Origin of the sequence: Dokdonia sp. Asnod2-E02, from assembly GCF_045063915.1 — a bacterium.
Taxonomy (GTDB): Bacteria; Bacteroidota; Bacteroidia; order Flavobacteriales; family Flavobacteriaceae; genus Dokdonia.
In genome coordinates this window covers 2,552,560-2,573,638 of sequence record NZ_JBEFNX010000005.1, presented here as the reverse complement: position 1 = coordinate 2,573,638, position 21,079 = coordinate 2,552,560, and the positions used below count along the sequence as shown (strand labels likewise).

General features: G+C 39.3%; 17 protein-coding genes. 13 read left to right on the top strand and 4 right to left on the bottom strand.

The features are described 5' to 3' along the window. Nucleotides 1–11: 11 nt before the first annotated feature. From ACJJVM_RS11675 to ACJJVM_RS11660, 4 genes are all read left to right on the top strand, one after another. The gene (locus ACJJVM_RS11675; RefSeq protein ID WP_298347842.1) at nt 12–725 is read left to right on the top strand and encodes a PspA/IM30 family protein; all 714 of its coding nucleotides are present in this window, start codon (nt 12–14) and stop codon (nt 723–725) included. A gap of 28 nt (nt 726–753) precedes the next feature. Continuing rightward, nucleotides 754–1,467 (top strand): hypothetical protein, encoded by a 714-nt coding sequence (locus tag ACJJVM_RS11670; protein WP_021778392.1) that lies wholly within the window; start codon nt 754–756, stop codon nt 1,465–1,467. Nucleotides 1,468–1,521: 54 nt separating this feature from the next. After that, nucleotides 1,522–3,588 carry a flotillin family protein gene (locus tag ACJJVM_RS11665; protein WP_021778391.1) on the top strand — a complete coding sequence of 689 codons (2,067 nt, stop codon included), beginning with the start codon at nt 1,522–1,524 and terminating at the stop codon, nt 3,586–3,588. Between the two features lie 147 nt (nt 3,589–3,735). Further along, nucleotides 3,736–8,613 (top strand): DNA repair ATPase, encoded by a 4,878-nt coding sequence (locus ACJJVM_RS11660; RefSeq protein ID WP_405211773.1) that lies wholly within the window; start codon nt 3,736–3,738, stop codon nt 8,611–8,613. 732 nt (nt 8,614–9,345) lie between these two features. Here the strand turns inward: ACJJVM_RS11660 and ACJJVM_RS11655 are convergent. Together ACJJVM_RS11655 and trxB are read right to left on the bottom strand one after the other, a co-directional pair. After that, nucleotides 9,346–9,729: a hypothetical protein gene (locus ACJJVM_RS11655; protein WP_298347838.1), complete on the bottom strand. Its 384-nt coding sequence runs from the start codon at nt 9,727–9,729 to the stop codon at nt 9,346–9,348. A gap of 4 nt (nt 9,730–9,733) precedes the next feature. After that, nucleotides 9,734–10,732 (bottom strand): thioredoxin-disulfide reductase, encoded by a 999-nt coding sequence (gene trxB / locus ACJJVM_RS11650; protein WP_035325262.1) that lies wholly within the window; start codon nt 10,730–10,732, stop codon nt 9,734–9,736. A 283-nt stretch (nt 10,733–11,015) separates the two neighbouring features. Here trxB and ACJJVM_RS11645 point away from each other — a divergent pair, with 283 nt between their 5' ends. The 9 genes from ACJJVM_RS11645 to ACJJVM_RS11605 all read left to right on the top strand — a co-directional run bounded on the left by ACJJVM_RS11645 (nt 11,016) and on the right by ACJJVM_RS11605 (nt 19,173). Continuing rightward, entirely contained in the window at nt 11,016–12,131 is a 1,116-nt protein-coding gene (locus ACJJVM_RS11645; RefSeq protein ID WP_405211772.1) for a PQQ-dependent sugar dehydrogenase, read from the top strand. Further along, nucleotides 12,131–12,556, top strand: coding sequence for a c-type cytochrome (locus tag ACJJVM_RS11640; RefSeq protein WP_405211771.1), 426 nt, complete (start codon nt 12,131–12,133; stop codon nt 12,554–12,556). The genes ACJJVM_RS11645 and ACJJVM_RS11640 overlap by 1 nt, the downstream gene beginning before the upstream one ends. A 104-nt stretch (nt 12,557–12,660) precedes the next feature. Then, complete coding sequence (locus tag ACJJVM_RS11635; RefSeq protein WP_405211770.1) at nt 12,661–13,773, top strand: hypothetical protein; 1,113 nt, start codon at nt 12,661–12,663, stop codon at nt 13,771–13,773. 118 nt (nt 13,774–13,891) lie between these two features. After that, complete coding sequence (locus ACJJVM_RS11630) at nt 13,892–14,659, top strand: ParA family protein (protein WP_021778385.1); 768 nt, start codon at nt 13,892–13,894, stop codon at nt 14,657–14,659. A 3-nt stretch (nt 14,660–14,662) separates the two neighbouring features. Next, nucleotides 14,663–15,562, top strand: a complete 900-nt coding sequence (locus tag ACJJVM_RS11625) for a ParB/RepB/Spo0J family partition protein (protein ID WP_021778384.1) — start codon at nt 14,663–14,665, stop codon at nt 15,560–15,562. Continuing rightward, complete coding sequence (locus ACJJVM_RS11620) at nt 15,552–16,151, top strand: DUF5683 domain-containing protein (protein WP_405211769.1); 600 nt, start codon at nt 15,552–15,554, stop codon at nt 16,149–16,151. Before ACJJVM_RS11625 ends, ACJJVM_RS11620 begins: the two co-directional genes overlap by 11 nt. Before the next feature lies 1 nt (nt 16,152). Then, nucleotides 16,153–16,857 carry a 4-hydroxy-tetrahydrodipicolinate reductase gene (gene dapB, locus ACJJVM_RS11615; RefSeq protein ID WP_405211768.1) on the top strand — a complete coding sequence of 235 codons (705 nt, stop codon included), beginning with the start codon at nt 16,153–16,155 and terminating at the stop codon, nt 16,855–16,857. A 51-nt stretch (nt 16,858–16,908) separates the two neighbouring features. Continuing rightward, nucleotides 16,909–18,528, top strand: coding sequence for a signal peptidase I (lepB, locus tag ACJJVM_RS11610; RefSeq protein ID WP_405211767.1), 1,620 nt, complete (start codon nt 16,909–16,911; stop codon nt 18,526–18,528). A 9-nt stretch (nt 18,529–18,537) separates the two neighbouring features. Beyond that, complete coding sequence (locus ACJJVM_RS11605) at nt 18,538–19,173, top strand: WbqC family protein (protein ID WP_405211766.1); 636 nt, start codon at nt 18,538–18,540, stop codon at nt 19,171–19,173. Here ACJJVM_RS11605 and ACJJVM_RS11600 read toward each other — a convergent pair. Together ACJJVM_RS11600 and ACJJVM_RS11595 are read right to left on the bottom strand one after the other, a co-directional pair. After that, nucleotides 19,154–20,185, bottom strand: coding sequence for an endonuclease/exonuclease/phosphatase family protein (locus ACJJVM_RS11600; RefSeq protein WP_405211765.1), 1,032 nt, complete (start codon nt 20,183–20,185; stop codon nt 19,154–19,156). The genes ACJJVM_RS11605 and ACJJVM_RS11600 overlap by 20 nt on opposite strands. 3 nt (nt 20,186–20,188) lie before the next feature. Next, nucleotides 20,189–21,073 (bottom strand): rhomboid family intramembrane serine protease, encoded by an 885-nt coding sequence (locus ACJJVM_RS11595; protein WP_405211764.1) that lies wholly within the window; start codon nt 21,071–21,073, stop codon nt 20,189–20,191. Nucleotides 21,074–21,079: the final 6 nt, after the last annotated feature.

Here is a 21,079-nt window from a genome sequence, read left to right as displayed (position 1 = left end):
AAAACGACATTATGAACATATTTAAACGACTTTTTAAAATAGGACAAGCAGAGGCAAATGCATCTATAGATAATATGGAAGATCCTATCAAGATGACAGAGCAAGGCATACGAGATATGAAAGAAGATCTAGCCAAAAGTGTAGAAGCAATGGCACAAGTAAAAGCAATGGCCATACGCGCAAAAAACGAGCGTGACGAGCACGATGCAAAAGCAAAAGACTACGAGAGCAAAGCCATCGCTATTCTTAAAAAAGCACACGCAGGATCTATGGATGCAACAGATGCAGACAGACTAGCCAAAGAAGCCCTTGCCAAAAAAGAAGAAGCACAGTCACACGCTACACGCGCTGGTGAGGATACCTCAAAATTTGAAGGCAATGTAGCACAGCTTCAAGGCACTATCCAGACTATTAAAGATAACATAAGCAACTGGGAGAACGAGCTTAAAACACTCAAGGCACGTGTAAAAGTGAGCGATGCTACAAAGAATGTAAACAAGCAAATGGCGGCACTAGATAACACTGGCACCGTGAGTATGCTAGAACGTATGAAAGAAAAAGTAGCGCAAGAAGAAGCACTTGCAGAGGCTTATGGAGACATCGCAGATACTAATAAAAGTATAGATGATGAGATAAACGCCGCTGCAGATACTAGCGAGGAGAAAGTAGATGACGAGCTTGCAAAACTTAAAGAACAATTAGGGCTAGGTAAAGACAACGCCTAGCCATCATAAACCTTAAAACCATCAACCATTGGACAACTTTATAAATCTCATATTTTCAGAAGTTAATATCATCTTGAGCGTCTTATTGATACTCTTGATCATTTACTGGGTGCTTACCTCGGTGAGCGGTATTGATTTTGACTACGATATGGACATCGACATAGATCTCGATGTAGATGTAGATGCAGATTTTGACATCAACACCGTAGACTCTGGTAGTATGGATTTTGAAGATGTCTCAAGTGCAGAGGTAGACAGGTCACACGTTGTAAATAAAAGACGTAAACCGCTTAAGTGGTGGCAAGTATTTTTAATTTACTTCAACTTTGTAGGTCTTCCATTTATGTTCACCTTTACGGTATGGGTATTTTTATGGTGGCTTTGCACCCTAGTAACCACAAGTATTACCGGTAGCTATGCAACTAGTTTTGGTTACATACTTATGTTGAGCTGTATGATCCCTGCTTTGTTCCTTACAAAGATATTTACCACTCCATTTAAGTCGTTTTTTAAAAACTTGAATAAAGATGGTGATAAGGCTACAGACTTTTTAGGTCGTGACGCAGTGTTGCTATCTACCATTTCTGGAGATAAGATGGGTAATGCAGAGGTACTAGCAGATGGTAACCCTATGAGTATTTATGTAAAATCACTAGATGGGTCAGAAATACGCTTTCGCGAAAGCGTACTCATCATCAAACAGTCACCAGATAAAAATTACTTTTTAGTCAGCAAATATTAATTAAGCGTGTAAACGCACATTCATAATCAACCAAAAACAAAAATCATCAATTTTATGGAAAACCTACCATCTATCGCCATCGCCCTCGTTGTGGGTATTGTGGCACTCATTGTTATTTACTTCCTCATCATCGCGATGTTCTACAAAAAGGTACATCAAGGTCAAGCCTTGGTTCGCACAGGTTTTGGCGGGACAAAAGTAGCGACAGATAAAGGGCTCTATGTGGTTCCTGTCTTTCACCGAGTAGAAGTAATGGATATTTCTGTAAAGAAAATCCAGATTGAGCGTCTTGCATCAGAGGGTCTTATTTGTAAAGACAATATGCGTGCAGATATCAAGGTAGCCTTCTTTGTACGTGTAAATAATGAAGTTGAGTACATTAAGAAAGTAGCTCAAACCATAGGTGTGCAACGTGCATCACGTCAAGAAACGCTAGAAGAGCTTTTTGAAGCAAAATTTTCTGAAGCACTTAAAACCGTGGGTAAAAAGTTTGACTTTATACAGCTTTATGAGGCTCGTCGTGAGTTTCGTGATGAGATTGTAGACATTATAGGTACAGATCTTAATGGATATACTCTTGAAGATTGTGCGATAGATTACCTAGAGCAAACTGCAGTTACACATCTTAAGGCAGATAATATACTTGATGCAGAAGGTATTAAGAAAATCACAGATCTTACAGCTGCACAAAACATCAAGGCAAACCTTATTAAACGTGATGAGGAGAAAGTTATTCGCAAGCAAGATGTGGAGGCTCGCGAGGCGATACTAGAACTAGATAAGCAACTAGCCGAAAAAGAAGAACAGCAAAAACGTGAGATCTCAAACATAAAATCTCGTGAAGAGGCAGAGATTCTTAAAGTTGCCGAAGAAGAGCGCCTCAAGTCTGAAACTGCTCGCATTGCTACCGAAGAAAAAGTAAAAGTAGCCGAAGAAAATATGCAACGCCAAATCATCGTTGCTGAGAAAAACAAGCAACGTACAGACAAGGTGGAGACAGAGCGTGTGGAGAAAGACCGTATGCTAGAACTTACCGAGAGAGAGCGCGTAGTAACACTGGCTCAAATCGAAAAAGAGAAAGTTGTTGAAGTTGAGAAAAAGAACATTCAAGATGTGATACGCGACCGCGTGATGCTAGAGAAAGGTGTGGTAGAGGAGCAAGAAAATATGAAAGATATTGAGGCTTTCAAAACTGCAGACCGTTCTAAGCAAGTAGCAATCACAAATGCAGAAGCAGCAGCTCAAGAAGATCTTATTAAGACCATAAAAGCAGCCGAAGCATCAAAAGAAGCAGCAAAACAAAAAGCTGAAGAAATTAATATCGAAGCACTAGCGCATAAAGAAGCAAGTGAAAAAGAGGCAGATGCACGTAAAATCCTTGCCGAAGCACAAGCTAAGGAAGAAGCAACCGTGGGTATGTCTGAGGCACAAGTAATGCACGCTAAGGCAGATGCAAACGAGCGTCAAGGTATTGTTGAGGCAACCGTTATCGAGAAAAAGGCACTTGCAGAAGCTGCCGGAATTGAAGCAAAAGCTGAGGCAAAACGTAAGGATGGTCTTGCAGAGGCAGATGTAATTAAAGAGAAAGCCCTTGCAGATGCCGCAGGTATCGAAGAGAAGGCAAATGCTATGAAGAAACTTGATGGTGTAGGTAAAGAACACGAAGAGTTTAAACTACGTCTTGATAAAGAACTTCAGGTAGATCTTGCAGAGATTAATATCCAGAAAGATATTGCAGATGCGCAAGCACAAGTTATAGGCGATGCTCTTAAAGCTGCAAATATTGATATTGTAGGTGGAGAGACAATGTTCTTTGACCAGATTATAGGGCAAATTACAAAGGCCAAAGGTTATGACAGACTCGTACACCACTCAGAAACGGTGACAGAGGTAAAAGATGCCATTTTAGGTAGTGATGATGTAAAAGGAAACTTGCTTGAAAAAGTAAAAGAATTTGCAGATAAGTACGGCATCTCTTCTGAGGATCTTAAAAATGTGACCATTGCAAACTTACTGATGGATTTAAAATCTAAATCTTCAGACAGCGATGAGCAAACCTTATTCAGCAACCTATTTAACCTTGCAAAAGGATTAGGATTATCTGATAAGAAACTGAAATAAAACTCAGTAAACAACGGCAGCTTGCACCCAGTGAGATGGCAAGCTGCTGATTGTTTTTATGCTTTCGCGAAAGCGTAATTACAACCACATCTCACAACTTTCATCACAAGAATCAATCAACAAACCAACGATTAGTTTCCAACATTTATGGCAAACGAAACTCCAGATATACAACCTAAAGCAACGCAAACTCTTGACGGCGGCACCTATGAGATTATACAAGGTAGACTGCAAAAACAAAAAACCGACTTACAAAAGCGATTACAAGAACTTAACGAGGAGCGTAAAAATGTTTTTGGTTCACTAGAAACAAAGCTCATTGCAAATGACCGTATCAATACAGAAAATAACTGTATTGCTCGTGATATTGTATCGCTTAAAAACTTGTGTTTGTTTGGCTATAATGTACATTTTGGACTACGCACAGACATACACTTAGGAGATGTTTTTAGTGCCTATGAGTTTAAAGACAATCGTTTTGAACCTCGTGATCTTTCACTTTTACAAGACGACACTTTTCTACTAGACTTTGCAAACCTGTACAAGTATTACCGTAATACCATCTTTTCAAAGTTTGCGATTATAGGTAACTACCTCTATATGGTATTTCAGCTTAGTGATAGTGTTACAGATATTAAAACATTTAAGTGGCTCATAAAAGAAGATACGCTACAGTATGTAGATAACCGTAGTGAGCACGAGTATCGCTTCCCACAGCAACACGATTTTAAGTGGCAAGAGGCTACGCGTGATATGCACCGTTATGGTGAGCACGCTCACGTGTCTATTTTAGACAAGGTGTTTGTAGAGACTATAGGTGGTGATCTTACCATAAAAATAGAAGATAATACAGACCAAGGTAAAGGAATACTAGATGAGCCGGTAGCCCTTATAGACCAGACACTAGATGATGGCCAGTATCGCTATGCAGATCTGGGCAACTTACTTGCGCTGGAAATTAAACCCTTTCAAGAAGAGCCTCGCTATTTTGTATTTAACAACAAACTAAAGGAAGTTCAAAAAATACAGAGCGTAAAGGACACTTGTGTCTTGCTTCCAGATGATCAAGGTATCATTTTCCCAACAGGCTACTACTTACAAACAGGAGAATACAACATTTTTGACAATGCCATCCCAAATGTAAAATTTCAGCAAAAGGTGAGTTCGCCTAACGGGGAGGACTTTTTATATGTCTTTTACTCGCCAGAAGAGGCGCTGTACAACTTGATGTCATATAATGTGATTACTCAAGAGATAAAAACTCCTATTATCTGTAATGGTTTTACCGTATTGCAAGATGGGCAGCTATGCTATTTTAGAACCGAAAATGAGCAAACCAAGCATCACGTGATACAGATCTGGCAAACCCCATTTTTAAAGGGTGACTATATGCCTTCTCAGCACGAAGACACCTTGCTTTATAAAATAGGAAACAAAGATATTGTAAAAGCAATGGCAGAGGTAAATAGCCTCATCACACTGCTCAACAAGGAAGATAATTACGACGGACTGTATAGCGATATTGCTAAGTTCTCAAAGGATATACTTGATGCATATTACTGGCTTCCAGAAGCCGAAACCAAGCAACTCAACGTACCACTTGCAGAAATAAATGGAGCTGCAAATGCTGCTATAGATGAGTTTCAAAAAGTAGTACAGCTCAAGCGCAACGCTGCCAAACAAACTAAAGAAGTTGAGACCAAAGCCTCTGAGATTTTTGGCAAAATAAAGAGTACCTCTTTTAAGTCTATTAATGATTTTGTGGCGCTGCTCACGCAGTTGCGATCATTGCGTGGAGAGACCATCTCGCTTAATGATATACGGTATGTAGATCCCACTTTCGTGAAAACGTTAGAGGAAGAAATTGCCGTACAGACACAAAAAATTTCTGAGAAGTGTGTACAATTCTTACTAGATGACAAAGCGTTAAAACCGTATCACGATGCCGTAGCCGAAAAGAAACAGGCGATGGATGGCATCAAGAAAGTAATTGAAGCCAAAAAACTCGAAGAAGAAGTAAACCAGATTGCAACAGATCTTGAGTTACTTATCGACATTGTTTCAAATCTTGATATAGAAGACACCTCTCACTCTACTAAGATAATAGATGATATCTCGCTCATTTTTGCGACGATCAATCAGTTAAAGGCTGGGATTAAGAATAAGAAAAAATCACTAGGAAGTGCAGAGGCACAAGCCGACTTTGCTGCCCAACTGAAGCTTATTGATCAAAGTATCATAAACTACCTAGATATTGCCACCACGCCAGAAAAGTGTGATGAGTTCCAGACTAAAATCTCTATCCAACTAGAAGAGCTAGAAGGAAAGTTTGCAGATTGGGATGAGTTTATCACGCTCATTATTGAAAAGCGCGAGGAAGTATACGGAGCTTTTGAAGCACGTAAAAATGCACTTATAGAAAAGCGCAATAAAAAGGCAATGGCATTAAAAAATGCCTCAGAACGCATTTTAAAAGGTGTACGTAAAAAAGCCGAAAGCTTTAAAACAGCCTCTGAAATAAACGGATATTTTGCCGCAGACCTTATGATTAATAAGGTACGTGATATCATACAGCAACTTAAAGAGCAAGAAGATACTGGAAAGGCAGAAGAGATTGAGACTGGACTTAAAACAGCTCGTGAAGATGCGCTGCGCAAGCTCAAAGACAAACTAGATCTCTATGAAGATGGAGATACGGTGATACGACTTGGCAAGCATAAATTTGGTGTAAACAAGCAACCGCTTGACCTCACTATTGTGCTCAAAGATGGCGCGCTTAACTATCACCTCACAGGCACCGATTTTTACCAAGAACTCTCAAACGAGACCCTTCTCGCCTCTCGTCACATCTGGGATCAAGAATTTGTATCAGAAACTAGCGAGGTGTACCGCAGTGCCTACCTAGCTTATAAATTATTTAATAAACTAGACAAGCACACGCTACTAGAAGCCGGTGATGACGCGCTACTTGCGATAGTGCAAGAAGAAAGCCGCAATGATTATGCAGAGGGCTATGTAAAAGGGGTACACGATGTAGACGCGACTAAAATTTTAAAGGTACTCGTACACAAACACAACGAGCTGGGACTACTCACCTACGCCCCAGAAATTAGAGCATACGCTCAGTATTTCTGGAACAGCATTGACCCAAGTACTCAAAAAACACTTAACCAATCTATAAAGGCTTCGGGAGAGGTGTTGCAGTTTTTTCCAGATGCAAAGGAGTACCAATTTATCGTTGAGACTTTAAGTGAGGAGATACACGCTTTCGCGAAAGCGGAATCCCTTTTCTCACCCGAGTTAAGTCAGACCATTGCGACCTACATCTTTGATGAGCTTCAAGGTGACACAGAGTTTGTGCGTAGTAGTGTTGCGGTGCGTTTAAAAGACGCTTTCGCGAAAGCCTTAAAACAACAACAGGCAGACCTTAAGTTTAAAAAGAGTTATGAATCGCTCCCTAGCTTAAAAGGGAAAGTGCAGCTCGTGAAACAGTGGGTAACGGCATTTGTACGCACCCAAGAAAGCATAACCGATGTGCGCTACGTAGATGAAGTGGTGTGTTTACTACTCTTTGAAGATGAGTCGGTTTTAAAAACAAAAGCGGCTTCTCCAAATGAGAAAATTACTGGCTTAAGCGGTGATCACAGCACGATAACCGAAGGTATTTTTAACTTTAACTACCACGACTTTACGGCAAGACTCAACTTATTTATAACAGAGCAAGTACCCGCATTTGAAACATTTAAAAAAGCAAAACATACGGTTACTGAAGAGTTAAAAGAAGCTTTAAAACTGGACGAATTTAAACCAAGAGTCCTTACATCCTTTGTGCGTAACAAGCTGATTGACCAAGTGTATTTCCCATTGTTTGGTGATAACCTCGCAAAGCAATTAGGAACCGTGGGAGATAATAAACGTACCGACCGTATGGGTATGTTGCTCCTCATCTCACCACCAGGATACGGAAAAACCACCCTGATGGAATATATCGCAAACCGTCTAGGTCTTGTTTTTGTAAAAATTAACGGCCCAGCGATAGGTCACGAAGTTACGTCTGTAGATCCAGAAAGCGCCACAAATAGCGCTGCACGTGAAGAGCTCAAAAAACTCAACGTCGCTTTTGAGATGGGTAACAATGTGATGCTATATCTAGACGATATACAGCACTGTAATCCTGAGTTTTTACAAAAATTCATCTCCTTATCTGACGGTACACGTAAGATAGAAGGTGTGTACAATGGGAAGTCAAAAACTTATGACCTACGTAGCAAGAAATTCTGTGTAATAATGGCGGGTAACCCGTATACAGAGAGTGGAGAGAAATTCCGCATACCAGATATGCTTGCAAACAGGGCTGACATTTATAACCTGGGAGATATTATAGGAGATACGGAACATCTATTTAAATTGAGTCTTATTGAGAATTCGCTCACTGCAAATCCGCTACTGCAACAGTTAAGTAGTAGTCATTTTGAAGATGTGTATACCTTAATAGACCGCATAGAAAATGGGACGCAGGACAGTCAGCTCAAAGGAAATCACACCGCGCAAGAGGTAGCAGATTATACAAAAGTACTAGAAAAGGTAATCACCATACGTAACACAGTACTCAAGGTAAATGCAGAATACATACGCAGTGCCGCGCAAGAAGATGCTTATCGTACAGAGCCGTCATTTAAACTTCAAGGGTCATACCGTGATATGAACAAACTCGTAGCCAAAGTAGTTCCCATTATGAATGACACTGAGCTGGCTACTTTACTCTTATCACATTATGAAAGTGAGTCACAAACACTCACCTCAAGCGCAGAGGCAAACCTCTTAAAGTACCGCGAACTCATAAATGCGCTAGATGAAACGCAGCAACAGCGCTGGAACACGATGAAAGAAACCTTTGTAAAGAATAATAAACTCAAAAGTTTTGGTGACAAGAACGAGATGGCACAAGTACTCTCTCAAATGATGGAATTTACAGAAAATCTAGAAGGAATTAAAAAGGCGCTGGAGAAGGGGTTGGAGCGGTAAGCTTTGGCTCAGCCTATAAATAAGATAATGTTTTTTGATGGTTCATAAAATATCCCACAGCAAAAAAGACTAGATTTTCTATGAGAAAAAACTCAGATATCATATTTTTTGTATTCACAATAGTAATTCTCCATTATTTGATTGAACTAATTTATCGTGTAACTTTTTCTAGTATAGTCTATGATTTCTCTTGGAAAAGACTTGAAAGAACAGCCATAAATATGAGCGCATATCATTTAGTGTTTAATATTTTTCAGATACCTGCATTACTAATATTAAGAGTAAACATTAAAAGCGCTAAAACTGCACTCTTTATTAATCTCTTATTTGTTGGATTTTTTTGTGTTTTTTGGATGAAAGCCGGTATTCTAAGTAATCAATGGCAGCTTCAGCATAATGTTAGCTTATTTATTTCTTCTTTAATAATATTCATAATATCCATTTTCTACCTACCAAGATTTATGAAAGGCTAGCAAGTGTAATTATCATTTTCTACCAGGGCAAAACATCTCCCCTAACCCCTCTTCGAAGAGGGGAAAACACTCACGATACTTTTTATTTTGCTTTGCAAAATTAAAAAGTATTAAACCACAACAGTGTCCCTCTTTGAAGAGGGAGTCAGGGAGATGTCCGCAAAGAGGAGAAAAGTCGCAAGAAGGGAGATGTCCACAAAGAATCACAAACAAAAAACGACAGCTCTCGCTGTCGTTTTAAATATATAAATTTTCGATTTTACAAATCTTCTGGAGATGTTACAACAGTAATTCCCGTCACACAATGCTCAATCATATCTCTTGGGAAATTTTTGATTTCTCCATTTCTTGTTTTTATAAAGTCGAGGTCTTGACTAAAATAGCAAGTTCCATCAATTTGCAGAAAATCAAAAACAAAATTTTTAAATTCCTGATCAATAGAGGGTCTATGTAGCGAAAGTTGACTGAAATTATCTTTTGTAAAAGTTCCACTTTCAAATAAGTCTCTGTCAGCTATGAGTTCTATTTCAGATGAAGTTTCTCTAATACTACCATATTTCGAAAAACCATTCTTGATATCATCAACAGCAATTTTTGCTGGCTCTCCATCTTTAAACTTCCCAATAAAAACAGTATAACTCATTGATTTAAGCTTTCACCTCATCCACATACGTAGAGCCTACTCCTGGCTCATCTTGTGGAAGCTCGTCTTTTGACGCTAGGTAGCGCTCTGCGTCTAGTGCAGCCATACATCCTGTTCCGGCAGCGGTAATTGCTTGACGGTACACGTGATCTGCTGCATCTCCAGATACAAATACTCCTGGTACGTTTGTTTTAGAAGTTCCTGGTGTATTAATGATATATCCAGTCTCATCTAAATCTAAGTAGTCCTTAAAGATATCTGTGTTAGGCTTGTGCCCTATCGCTACAAAAAATCCTGTTGCTGGGATATCGTGCTCTTCACCGGTTACATTATTCTTTACTCTTGCTCCTGTTACCCCTACATCATCACCTAGCACCTCAACAGTTTCTGTGTTGAAAAGGATCTCAATGTTTTCTGTTTTCTGTACACGAGCAGCCATAATTTTTGATGCTCTAAACTCGTCACGACGTACGAGCATTGTTACTTTCTTACATAATTTAGAAAGGTAATGTGCCTCCTCACAAGCGCTATCTCCAGCGCCTACAATTATGGTTTCTTGGCCACGGTAAAAGAATCCGTCGCAAACGGCACAGGCAGATACACCTCCACCCATTTTTAAATACTTCTGCTCAGAAGGTAATCCTAAATATTTTGCACTCGCTCCTGTAGATATAATCACAGACTCTGCGTGTATTTCCTTTTCTCCATTGATCCACGCTTTGTGCACATCTCCAGAAAAATCTACTTTAGTCACCCATCCGTCACGTACATCTGTATCAAAACGCTGTGCTTGTTTCATTAACTGCACCATCATTTCTGGTCCAGTCACACCATCTACATAACCAGGGAAGTTCTCCACCTCGTTAGTCGTGGTAAGCTGTCCTCCTGGCTGCTGCCCTTGGTAAAGAACTGGTGCCATATTTGCACGTGCTGCATAAATTGCTGCGGTATATCCCGCTGGTCCTGAACCTATGATAAGGCATTTTACTTTTTCTACTGACATACTGTATTATTTTTAAGCTTTCGCGAAAGCGTAATAAACACTTTTACAATCGCACAATTCTTATTTATATCTTACTTACAAAAGTAGGTTTTACAAGCCAAACCTTACAATCAAGTTATCAAGAAAACGAATGGCTTTATCACCAAAAGTGATATAACTGACAACGAGCTTACTCTTGCATAGATTAAAGATAAGATTCTAAGCTCTTACACGTGTTTTCAAATTGTTAATACATCATAGAGTGTGATGATAATTCTGTAATTTGCCATTAAAATCTGATACTATGAAAAGTCGTTTTACTTACATCTTATTATTACTTGTTGCAAGTGTGGCTTGTGCGCAAGAAACTAGAGAAAATGATGTCACACTAACCTCAAACCTAGATTATACCTATGAGGTAATTGTTCCAGAACTTACTAACCCTTGGGGACTAGCTGTATTGCCAGATGAGTCTATGCTCATCACTGAAAAAAGTGGAGAACTCATACACTTTAAGGATGGTAAGAAGACTATGATTGCTGGAGCTCCAGAGGTGGTGACGCGTAATCAAGGTGGTTTACTTGACATACGTTTGCATCCAGATTATGCGAGTAACGGCTGGATATACATCACGTACTCATCACCAGAAGGCGAAGAAGACGGGGCGATGACAGCACTTATGAGAGCAAAATTAAAAGACGGCGCGCTTACCGAAAAGAAGGTATTATATAAAGGAAGTCCAAATACGAGAAAGGGACATCACTTTGGCAGCCGCGTGCGTTTTGACAAAGATGGTTATGTGTACTTTTCTATAGGAGATCGTGGTGCTAGGGATGAAAATCCGCAGGATATTACGCGTGATGGAGGCAAAATTTATAGACTTAATGCAGATGGTAGCATCCCTGCAGATAATCCCTTTGTAGGTAAAGACGGAGCAAAAGAAGCCATATTCTCTTATGGACATCGTAATCCGCAAGGAATGACTGTGCATTCTGAGACAGGTAAGATATGGATACACGAGCACGGACCACGTGGTGGGGATGAGATTAATATCCCTGAGGCTGGTAAAAACTTTGGGTGGCCAGTAATCTCTTATGGTATTAATTACAGCGGAACTACGTTTACAGAGATTTCAGAAAAAGAGGGAATGGAGCAGCCAGTGTATTACTGGGTTCCTTCTATCGCTCCTTCTGGGATGGCTTTTGCAAACAATACTGGTGATGCAAAACTTGACGGTAACTTATTAATAGGTTCGCTTAAATTTGAATACCTAGAACTTGCCATTTTAGAAAATAACAAGGTGGTTGCTCGTGAAAAGTTACTAGAAGATGTAGGTCGTGTGCGCAATGTGATTAATCACAATGGCACTATCTATGTAGGTGTAGAGGGAAAAGGAATCCTTAAACTAGTTAAGAAATAATGAAGCTACTTATAAGTTTATGTACGGCAGGAGTTAGTGTTTTTTTATTTTTCGCGAAAGCGGAAAAAGAAGTTTACACCTCTCAAGACCCACTTGCAGAATCTATAGAACGTGGTGCAGAGGTATACCAAGACTTTTGTATACAGTGTCACCTAGGTAAGGGAGAAGGTGTGGCAGGAACTTTCCCGCCGCTTGCTGGATCAGACTGGCTCACAGAAGATCGCTATAAAGAAGCCATAAAAGCTGTGAAATATGGACAGCAAGGTCCTATAACCGTAAATGGCGTTGCATATAATGGCGTGATGGCAAACCTTGAACTTTATGAAGATGAGGTGGCAGATGTAATGAACTACATTATGAACAGCTGGGGCAATAAACAGACAGAAATGGTTACCGAAGAAGCGGTGAAAGCGGTGACAGAATAATATCAACACACAGAAAGCTTAGGGAGTAAATTAAGATTTTTTAGTAAAGAATTGGCTTTTAAAACGACAAAAAAGTGCTAACTTTTTATGTAAAAGAAAATACTATGAAAAAAATCATTACATCCCTATTTCTTATGATTGCTTTTTGCTGTGCAATTACAGCTCAAAATTACTCATCGGGAAGCATTACAGTACTTAACAACAACCCGCTAGAGGGTAACGTGGCTATAGATTACCTTACTCAAACAGTACTTTACAAAAAGAATTATAAAACCACAGTTTACACTTTTGACCAAGTAACGAGCGTTTCTCTCAACAATAGAAACCTTGATAAAATAGAAGTAGGCAACATCGTTTATTTTGCCACACCATTACAAGATGGAAAAGCTTCTCTATATCAAGTAAGCCCCTCAGAATATCTTATTGCAACCTCTGCAGGAAACTCAAAGGTTATAAACTTAAATAACGACAGAGCAAACATAGCTGGCACGCTTGCCGTACTGTTTTCTGATTGTAATTCCATAAGAAGACCGCTTAATGCTATAGATCAATTTAATGAGTCTGCACTTATACGTAATGTGCAAGCCTATAATGCTTGTGATTATGAGATTTATGCTCCCACGCCTAATGAGGTAGATGCTGCTGCTGCTTACAATACCGATGCAGCTAGCTTTTATATTGGTGCAGGTACAAGCGTTAATAATTTGAAGTTTTTTGATAGTGACGATTCTGAGTCTATTGTGACAGGGCAGGTACAACTTGGTGTAATAGCTACTCCAGGCTTTTTAGGAGCTTTACAGGGAAACCTTTACTTCTCTCTTGAAGGAAATGCTGCCTTATCTGGTGATAATAGTTTTGGGAACTTGCCTAATGATTTAAATTTTAAAATGAGTTCTTTTAGACTGTTGTTTGGTCTAGAATATCAATTTAATAAAGAAGGAAAATTTAAGCCTTTTATCGCAGCTGCGGTAGGTCCTACTGGTGATTATTATGAAGGAACTCTAGATGGTAATGATTTTGACATAAGTGGTGGTAATCCCATTTTTGTTCCGCGTGTAGGCGTGAGATATGAATTAAGCAATGGGCATCATCTAGGTGCTAGCCTAAGTTATATAACCGGTTATGATAATGACTTAACATTTCCTACAGAAGAAGAAGTTATTCCTCTTAAGATTGATGTAACAACACTCACACTAGGGATAAACTATTACTTTTAAGACCACTATCACTCACAATATTAAAACCGAGATGCATAATCTCGGTTTTTTCATTTCTAATCCATTTTAATAACCCATTTTAAATTGTATTTTTACCTCCTAATCGTCCTCAAATTTTATGGGTAAAATAATTGCTATTGCAAACCAAAAAGGTGGTGTAGGCAAGACCACGACTTCTGTAAATCTCGCAGCCTCTCTAGGCGTGCTCGAGAAGAAAGTACTTCTCATAGATGCAGACCCACAGGCTAATGCAACCTCTGGCTTAGGTATAGATGTAGAGAGTGTAGAAGTAGGAACATACCAGCTACTAGAACACACTAACAAGGCAGAAGATGCTATTGTAAAAACCTCTTCTCCTAATCTAGATCTTATACCTGCACACATAGACCTTGTAGCTATAGAAATAGAGCTTGTAGATAAAGAGGCACGTGAGTATATGTTAAAGAAAGCGATTTCTCACCTAAAGGATGTATATGATTACATCTTGATAGACTGTGCGCCATCACTAGGCTTGCTTACTCTTAATGCACTTACCTCTGCAGACTCTGTAATTATCCCTATACAGTGCGAGTACTTTGCACTAGAAGGGTTAGGTAAGCTGCTTAACACGATAAAAAGCGTTCAAAAAATACACAATAAGGATCTTGACATAGAAGGATTACTTCTTACAATGTTTGACTCACGACTACGATTATCTAATCAGGTAGTAGAAGAAGTTCAAAAACATTTTAGCGAGATGGTCTTTGAGACAATCATACAGCGTAATGTACGTTTAAGTGAAGCACCTAGTTATGGAGAGAGTATTATAAATTATGATGCTGCAAGTAAAGGCGCTACTAACTACTTGAGTCTTGCTCAAGAACTTATTACAAAAAACAATAGCTAACAAATGGCTAAAGCAACAAAAAAACAAGCACTAGGACGTGGTCTCTCGGCTCTGCTCAAAGACCCTGCAAATGATATAAACAGTGCAGAAGATAAAAATGCAGACAAGGTTGTAGGTAACATCGTAGAGCTAGATCTAGAAGATATAGATGTAAACCCGTTCCAACCGCGTACTAGCTTTAATGAGGAAACTCTTAGAGAGCTCGCCTCATCTATAAAAGAGCTAGGCGTGATACAACCTATCACGGTACGTAAGATAAGCTTTGGTAAATATCAACTTGTATCTGGAGAGCGTCGTTATAGAGCTTCTAAGCTTATAGGTAACAAAACAGTACCTGCATACATACGTATTGCAAATGATAATGAGAGCCTCACGATGGCCCTTGTTGAAAATATACAGCGTCAAGATCTTGACCCTATAGAAATTGCCCTTTCATACCAGCGCTTAATAGACGAGATAAACCTCACGCAAGAACAAATGAGTGATCGCGTGGGTAAAAATCGCTCTACCATCACAAACTATTTGAGACTACTTAAACTAGACCCAATAGTACAAACAGGTATGCGAGATGGTTTCTTATCTATGGGGCACGGTCGTGCACTCATAAATGTAGAAAACACAGGTGACCAGCTAGATATATATGAGAAGATTTTACAAGAAAAGCTCTCTGTGAGACAAACAGAAGCCCTTGTAAAAAACTATCACGCTACGGCAAATATTGAGACACCAGCAAAGGAAGAAACACCTAAGTTCATAAAGAAAGGCACAAAAGACTTTGCCGAATATTTTGGTGCAAAGGTTGACATCAAAGTTTCAAAGAATGGGCGTGGTAAGATTACCATTCCGTTTTCTTCAGAAGAAGATTTTAGTCGATTACAGAAACTCATTAAGGGTGCAAAATAACAAACTCCTCTTACTGGTAATACTCTTGTTTTTTTACGCTTTCGCGAAAGCGCAAGAAGACCCAGCATCTACACTTCTAGATCAAGAAACAGTTACTGCCGTGAGCGATAATGGTCCTTATGAACCGTTACGACCTGCAAAGGCTGCCTTTTATGGCGCAGTTTTACCGGGTCTAGGGCAACTCTACAATAAAGATTACTGGAAGTTACCACTTGTATATGGCGCACTGGGGTCAAGCATCTATGCCGTATCATATAACTCTACACAATCTGAGCGTTTTAGAACCGCTTTTAAAGAACGACTCGCGGGACGTATAGATGAGTTTACTAACGTAGATGAAGATGGTGTAGCCACCGAAAGATTTTCTGATGACGCCTTACTAAATGGTCAAGAGCAGTTTAGAAAACGTCGTGACCTATTTATTTTAGTATCGGCAGGAGTGTATATACTTCAGATAGTTGAGGCAAATGTAGATGCGCATCTATCGCAATTTGACGTAGATGACGAGCTTACCTTTGGACCAGCAATTTACAATGATGATATGGGTCAAACTATGAACTACGGTCTAACCATAAATTATAAGTTTTAATATGAAAATAGCACTTCTTGGCTATGGTAAGATGGGGCAAACTATAGAAAAAATTGCCGAATCTAGAGGTCACGAGATTGTAGCTCGCGTGAGCTCACCAGAAAATTTCACCCTTGAAAATGCAGATATTGCAATAGACTTTAGCATTCCAGATAGCGCGGTAAACCACATCACAAAATGTTTTGAAGCGGGTATTCCTATTGTCTCTGGCACCACAGGCTGGCTAGATAGTTATGAAGATATGGTGGCGCTTTGCAAAGAAAAAAATGGTGGTTTTATCTATGCATCAAACTTTAGTGTAGGTGTGAATCTGTTTTTTGAGTTTAATAAGAAATTAGCTCAAATTATGGCTCCTCATAACGACTATAAAGTAGATATGACCGAGATACACCATACACAAAAACTAGATGCTCCTAGTGGTACAGCCATCACCCTAGCAGAAGGAATTATAGAGACTACTCCGTATACAGACTGGTCACTTGCCGAAGGACAATCTATAAAAGATAACCACATACCCATCACTGCCGAAAGAGAGGGCACTGTACCTGGTACACATATTATAAATTACAAAAGCGACATAGACACCATAACCTTAAGTCACGAGGCGCACTCAAGACAAGGCTTTGCGCAAGGTGCCGTAGTTGCAGCCGAGTGGTTACTAGGCAAACAAGGAAATTTCTCAATGCGTGATGTTTTAGGTCTATAATCGTAACATAATAGACAAACTTAAGACCTATCACAAACTAAAAGAATACAGATGACACTTACACAATGGTTTATATTTTTTCTTATCGTTCAAGCAGTACACTTTGCCGGAACGTGGAAACTTTACGTACGCGCTGGTAGAAAAGCCTGGGAAGCAGGAGTACCTATTTACAATGCCGTAGTACTTATGGGTATCATAAATAGACCTAAGTGGTGGACTATCTTACTCTTTGTACCTATTGTAAATCTTATTATGATACCAGTAGTGTGGGTTGAGACAGCAAGGTCTTTTGGGTTTAACAGTTTTAAAGATACAGCGCTCACAGTACTTACAGGGGGACTTTACCTTTACTATATAAACTATGCAACAGATGCACCGCATATAAAAGGGAGAGATATTAACCCTAAATCATCTAGTGGTGAGTGGACGAGTTCTTTACTATTTGCCATCGTTGCCGCGACCATTGTGCATACGTATTTTATGCAGCCTTTTGTTATCCCTTCTTCTTCACTAGAAAAGACACTACTTGTAGGTGACTGGCTGTTTGTAAGCAAGTTTCACTATGGCGCAAGAACACCTATAACCACAGTAGCGACACCTATGCTACACGATACTATATATGGTACAAAGACTAAGAGTTACTCAACAAAACCGCAACTGCCTTACTTTAGATTACCAGGTTTTCAAGACATAGAGCGCAATGACATTGTTGTTTTTAGCTGGCCTGTAGACACTCTTGTAGATATTACACCTGGTAATATGCGAGGCAGTGTGAGAAAACCTATAGACAAGAAGTCTAACTATGTAAAACGTGCTGTAGGTGTCCCTGGAGATTCTCTTGAAGTACGAGATGGTTATGTATATATTAATGGTGAGAAGAATGATTTACCAGATCGTGCACGCATACAATTTAGTTACACAATTGTCTCTAAGGAACTTCTTGTAAAAAGAGCTCAAGATGCAAACGGAAACTATGTATTCCCTTCAGATCTTATGAACGGTCGCTATGAGATTTCTGACATCTACCTCTCTGGTGTACAAGGTGACAATGGACCTTATGTACACACTGCTCAAGCAAGTGAAGCTTCTATAGAAAAACTCAAAAACAACTCAAACATCATAAGTATAGAGCGCACACATTATGATGCGATAGAAAATAACAAAGCGATTTTTGGTGCAAAACCAGGACGCGCATCTAGTGTAGATAACTTTGGCCCTATATACATTCCTGAAGAAGGGAAGACTGTGGCAATTAACCCAGAAAGCCTTCCATATTACAAACGAATTATAGAAGTGTACGAAGGCTATGAAATGGGTAGAGAGCGCGACATCACGGTTAATGGCAATGAGATATTAATGAATGGTGAGCCACTTACAGAGTACACCTTTGAGCAAGATTATTACTGGCTTATGGGTGATAATCGTCATAACTCTCAAGACGCTAGAGCGTGGGGTTACGTGCCTTTTAATCACGTAGTGGGTAAACCAGTTTTTGTATGGTTTAGTAAAGATGCAAATGTACCTGGTCTTGCCGGCATACGCTGGGATCGTGTATTTACCACAGTAGGTGGTGAAGGACCACTAGTGAGCTATAGATACTGGTTTTTAGGAGCGTTACTGCTTTATATAGGTTGGTCATTTTTTAGAAAGAAAAAACAACCCAAAGCATAACCCATTATAATGAAAGCTGCTCTTATCACACACGGCTACTGCGCCCCTATCATTCAATATGCTGTAATTGCTCAAACCGAGCAGCTACATATTGAGGCAAATGGAAATTTCCAGAAGCAGTCATACCGCACCCGTATGAAGATTGCCACATCTACAGGTACGCTCACACTCATTATACCTATCCTCCACCGCAAGGATAAAACAGAGAGACAGCGTTATTATGATGTAAAGATTGAGAATAAATTTCACTGGCAGCGTGATCACTGGAGGTCTTTAAAAATAGCCTACCAAACCTCTCCGTACTTTGAGTATTATGAAGATGAGTTTGAGCCACTTTATCATACCGAGTATGAGACACTATTAGATTTTAATAAAGCGTGTCACGCGATTATTATGGAGTGTTTACAGCTAAATATAACGCCTATACTAACAGAAGAATATTTTAAACATCCAGAGCAGGTAGATTGCAGACAGCTTGTAAATGCAAAAAAGGAGCCTCAATATCCTCTACCAGAATATCATCAGCTTTTTAATGAAAATCACGGGTATTTAGAAAATCTCACCATTTTAGATTTACTTTTTAATCTTGGTCCTAGTGCACAAGATTACCTCGAGAAGATTGACCTTACTGGCTTAAGCGCTTAAAGGTTGCCATAGAAGGCTTGTGATCAGAAAGATCTATATCTCCATACGTTTCAAAATCTAAGACTTCTAGTTGCTCATCTGCAAGTATAAAGTCTATGCGTAATGGTATGATGTCAAACCAGAAGGTTGCTCCTGTACCTGATCCCGCTTTCGCGAAAGCGTCAACCTTATCACCACGCACTTTTCGATACATATATGAAGTTGCGCTATTATTAAAATCTCCTGCTACGATAACCTTATGCGGAGATGCTGCCTCACTCTGTAAAAACTTTTTAACCTGATCTTCTTGTTTTTCAAAAGCAACTCCTAGTCTACCAAGTAGCTTTTTTGAATTTTCTTTTTGTAGATTATTTAGACTAGGCGACAATCGAAAGGATTGAAAATGCATATTATACGCTCTAATCGTGTCCTCACCAACCTTGATATCTGCATAGATACCGTTGTTCCCTTTTTTTCCAAAATCAAGCGAACCGCTATGAACGATAGGAAACTTTGAAAAAATCACTTGCCCAAATTTGCTATTTGCAGGACGCATTACTTTATGCTTGAATGGATACTTCTTTGCATCTAGCTCAAAGTCGGGATAGTATTCCTGTAAACAAACAATATCTGGATTTTGATCTTCTATAAATGCAATGGCGCGTTTGCCAACGTTTGCCTCTTCTACCCATCCATAAACATTAAACTGGCGTACGTTATAGGTTAAAAGTGTGAGTGTATCAACTTGTTTTGTATCACTACCACCACCAAAGCGTATGAGCGAGAATATATGTGTTATCCCTAATGCTAAGATTACGGCAGACAATAGTAATTGTCTTTTGGCTTTAAATAACCAGAATAAGAAAAATAAAAAATTAATAATAAGCAGCACCGGAAGCAATAGGCTCAGTACTGACAGTGCCGGAAAAATATGTGGCGGAATGTAAGGTAATAAGTAACTAAAAAGTAATAGCACCGCGCAGATGCTATTTATGAGAAAAATAAACTTCTCAAGAAGATTTAGGTTTTTCATTAGTTACTCCTTACCAGCTTTAAAAAGGAAATCTTTTTCGGCTTTTGAGAGGCTGTCATAGCCGCTCTTACTTATTTTATCAAGTATGGCATCTATGCGCTGTTGTTGCTCACTCTTAGTTGTTACGGCTGTTTTCTTTACAGTGCTAGCACTGCTCTTTTTATTTTTATGCACGGTGCGTAGTGGGCTTTTCTTTTGTCTTTTTGGCTTTTTAGTAAACCAGCCACTCACATTATCTATAAGTCTCTCAAACCAGAGGCCTATATCATTACCTGCTAGTAATTGTTTTGCATAATAAAACCCAAAGGCCGCACCACCCAAGTGTGATATGAGACCTCCAGCGTTACCAGAATCTAGTAATAAAATATCCTTGACTACTATAAATGCAGCAATCCACCATAGTTTTACATTAAATGTAAATATGCGCACCTCTGCATCTGGCGTGTATGTACCTATAAAAACCACAATAGCATTTACTGCGGCAGATGCTCCTAAAAGTACACCAGTGCCTCTAAAGACAGGTAAAACATTATATAGTAATGCAAATAACACACCCCCTGCAATAGCTCCTAAAAGATAAATCGCAAGAAACTTCTTTTCTGAAAACAGATTTAAAACAAATCTTGAAAACACGTAAAGGAAAACCATATTCCAAAAGAGGTGACCAAAACCAGAGTGCAAAAAAGCATAAGTCACAACGCTCCACGGTTGTTGTAAAAAGCGTATCACATCTGACGGTAACACAAAATACTGGCTAAAAGTGCCAGAGCCCAAGCCCACTAGCCACGGGATAATATTAAACAGTACATAAACAAGCACATTTACAACAATGAGCTTTATTGCAATATTTGCCGTTTTGTATTTATATGCTAGAGATGTGTTTGCCATATGTGT

Bases quoted from the DNA above. Each gene is read 5' to 3' on its own strand.
- ACJJVM_RS11675 (WP_298347842.1), top strand. From the start codon at position 12: ATGAACATATTTAAACGACTTTTTAAAATAGGACAAGCAGAGGCAAAT.
- ACJJVM_RS11665 (WP_021778391.1), top strand. From the start codon at position 1,522: ATGGAAAACCTACCATCTATCGCCATCGCCCTCGTTGTGGGTATTGTG.
- ACJJVM_RS11660 (WP_405211773.1), top strand. From the start codon at position 3,736: ATGGCAAACGAAACTCCAGATATACAACCTAAAGCAACGCAAACTCTT.
- ACJJVM_RS11655 (WP_298347838.1), bottom strand. From the start codon at position 9,729: ATGAGTTATACTGTTTTTATTGGGAAGTTTAAAGATGGAGAGCCAGCA.
- trxB (WP_035325262.1), bottom strand. From the start codon at position 10,732: ATGTCAGTAGAAAAAGTAAAATGCCTTATCATAGGTTCAGGACCAGCG.
- ACJJVM_RS11645 (WP_405211772.1), top strand. From the start codon at position 11,016: ATGAAAAGTCGTTTTACTTACATCTTATTATTACTTGTTGCAAGTGTG.
- ACJJVM_RS11640 (WP_405211771.1), top strand. From the start codon at position 12,131: ATGAAGCTACTTATAAGTTTATGTACGGCAGGAGTTAGTGTTTTTTTA.
- ACJJVM_RS11635 (WP_405211770.1), top strand. From the start codon at position 12,661: ATGAAAAAAATCATTACATCCCTATTTCTTATGATTGCTTTTTGCTGT.
- ACJJVM_RS11630 (WP_021778385.1), top strand. From the start codon at position 13,892: ATGGGTAAAATAATTGCTATTGCAAACCAAAAAGGTGGTGTAGGCAAG.
- ACJJVM_RS11625 (WP_021778384.1), top strand. From the start codon at position 14,663: ATGGCTAAAGCAACAAAAAAACAAGCACTAGGACGTGGTCTCTCGGCT.
- dapB (WP_405211768.1), top strand. From the start codon at position 16,153: ATGAAAATAGCACTTCTTGGCTATGGTAAGATGGGGCAAACTATAGAA.
- lepB (WP_405211767.1), top strand. From the start codon at position 16,909: ATGACACTTACACAATGGTTTATATTTTTTCTTATCGTTCAAGCAGTA.
- ACJJVM_RS11605 (WP_405211766.1), top strand. From the start codon at position 18,538: ATGAAAGCTGCTCTTATCACACACGGCTACTGCGCCCCTATCATTCAA.
- ACJJVM_RS11600 (WP_405211765.1), bottom strand. From the start codon at position 20,185: ATGAAAAACCTAAATCTTCTTGAGAAGTTTATTTTTCTCATAAATAGC.
- ACJJVM_RS11595 (WP_405211764.1), bottom strand. From the start codon at position 21,073: ATGGCAAACACATCTCTAGCATATAAATACAAAACGGCAAATATTGCA.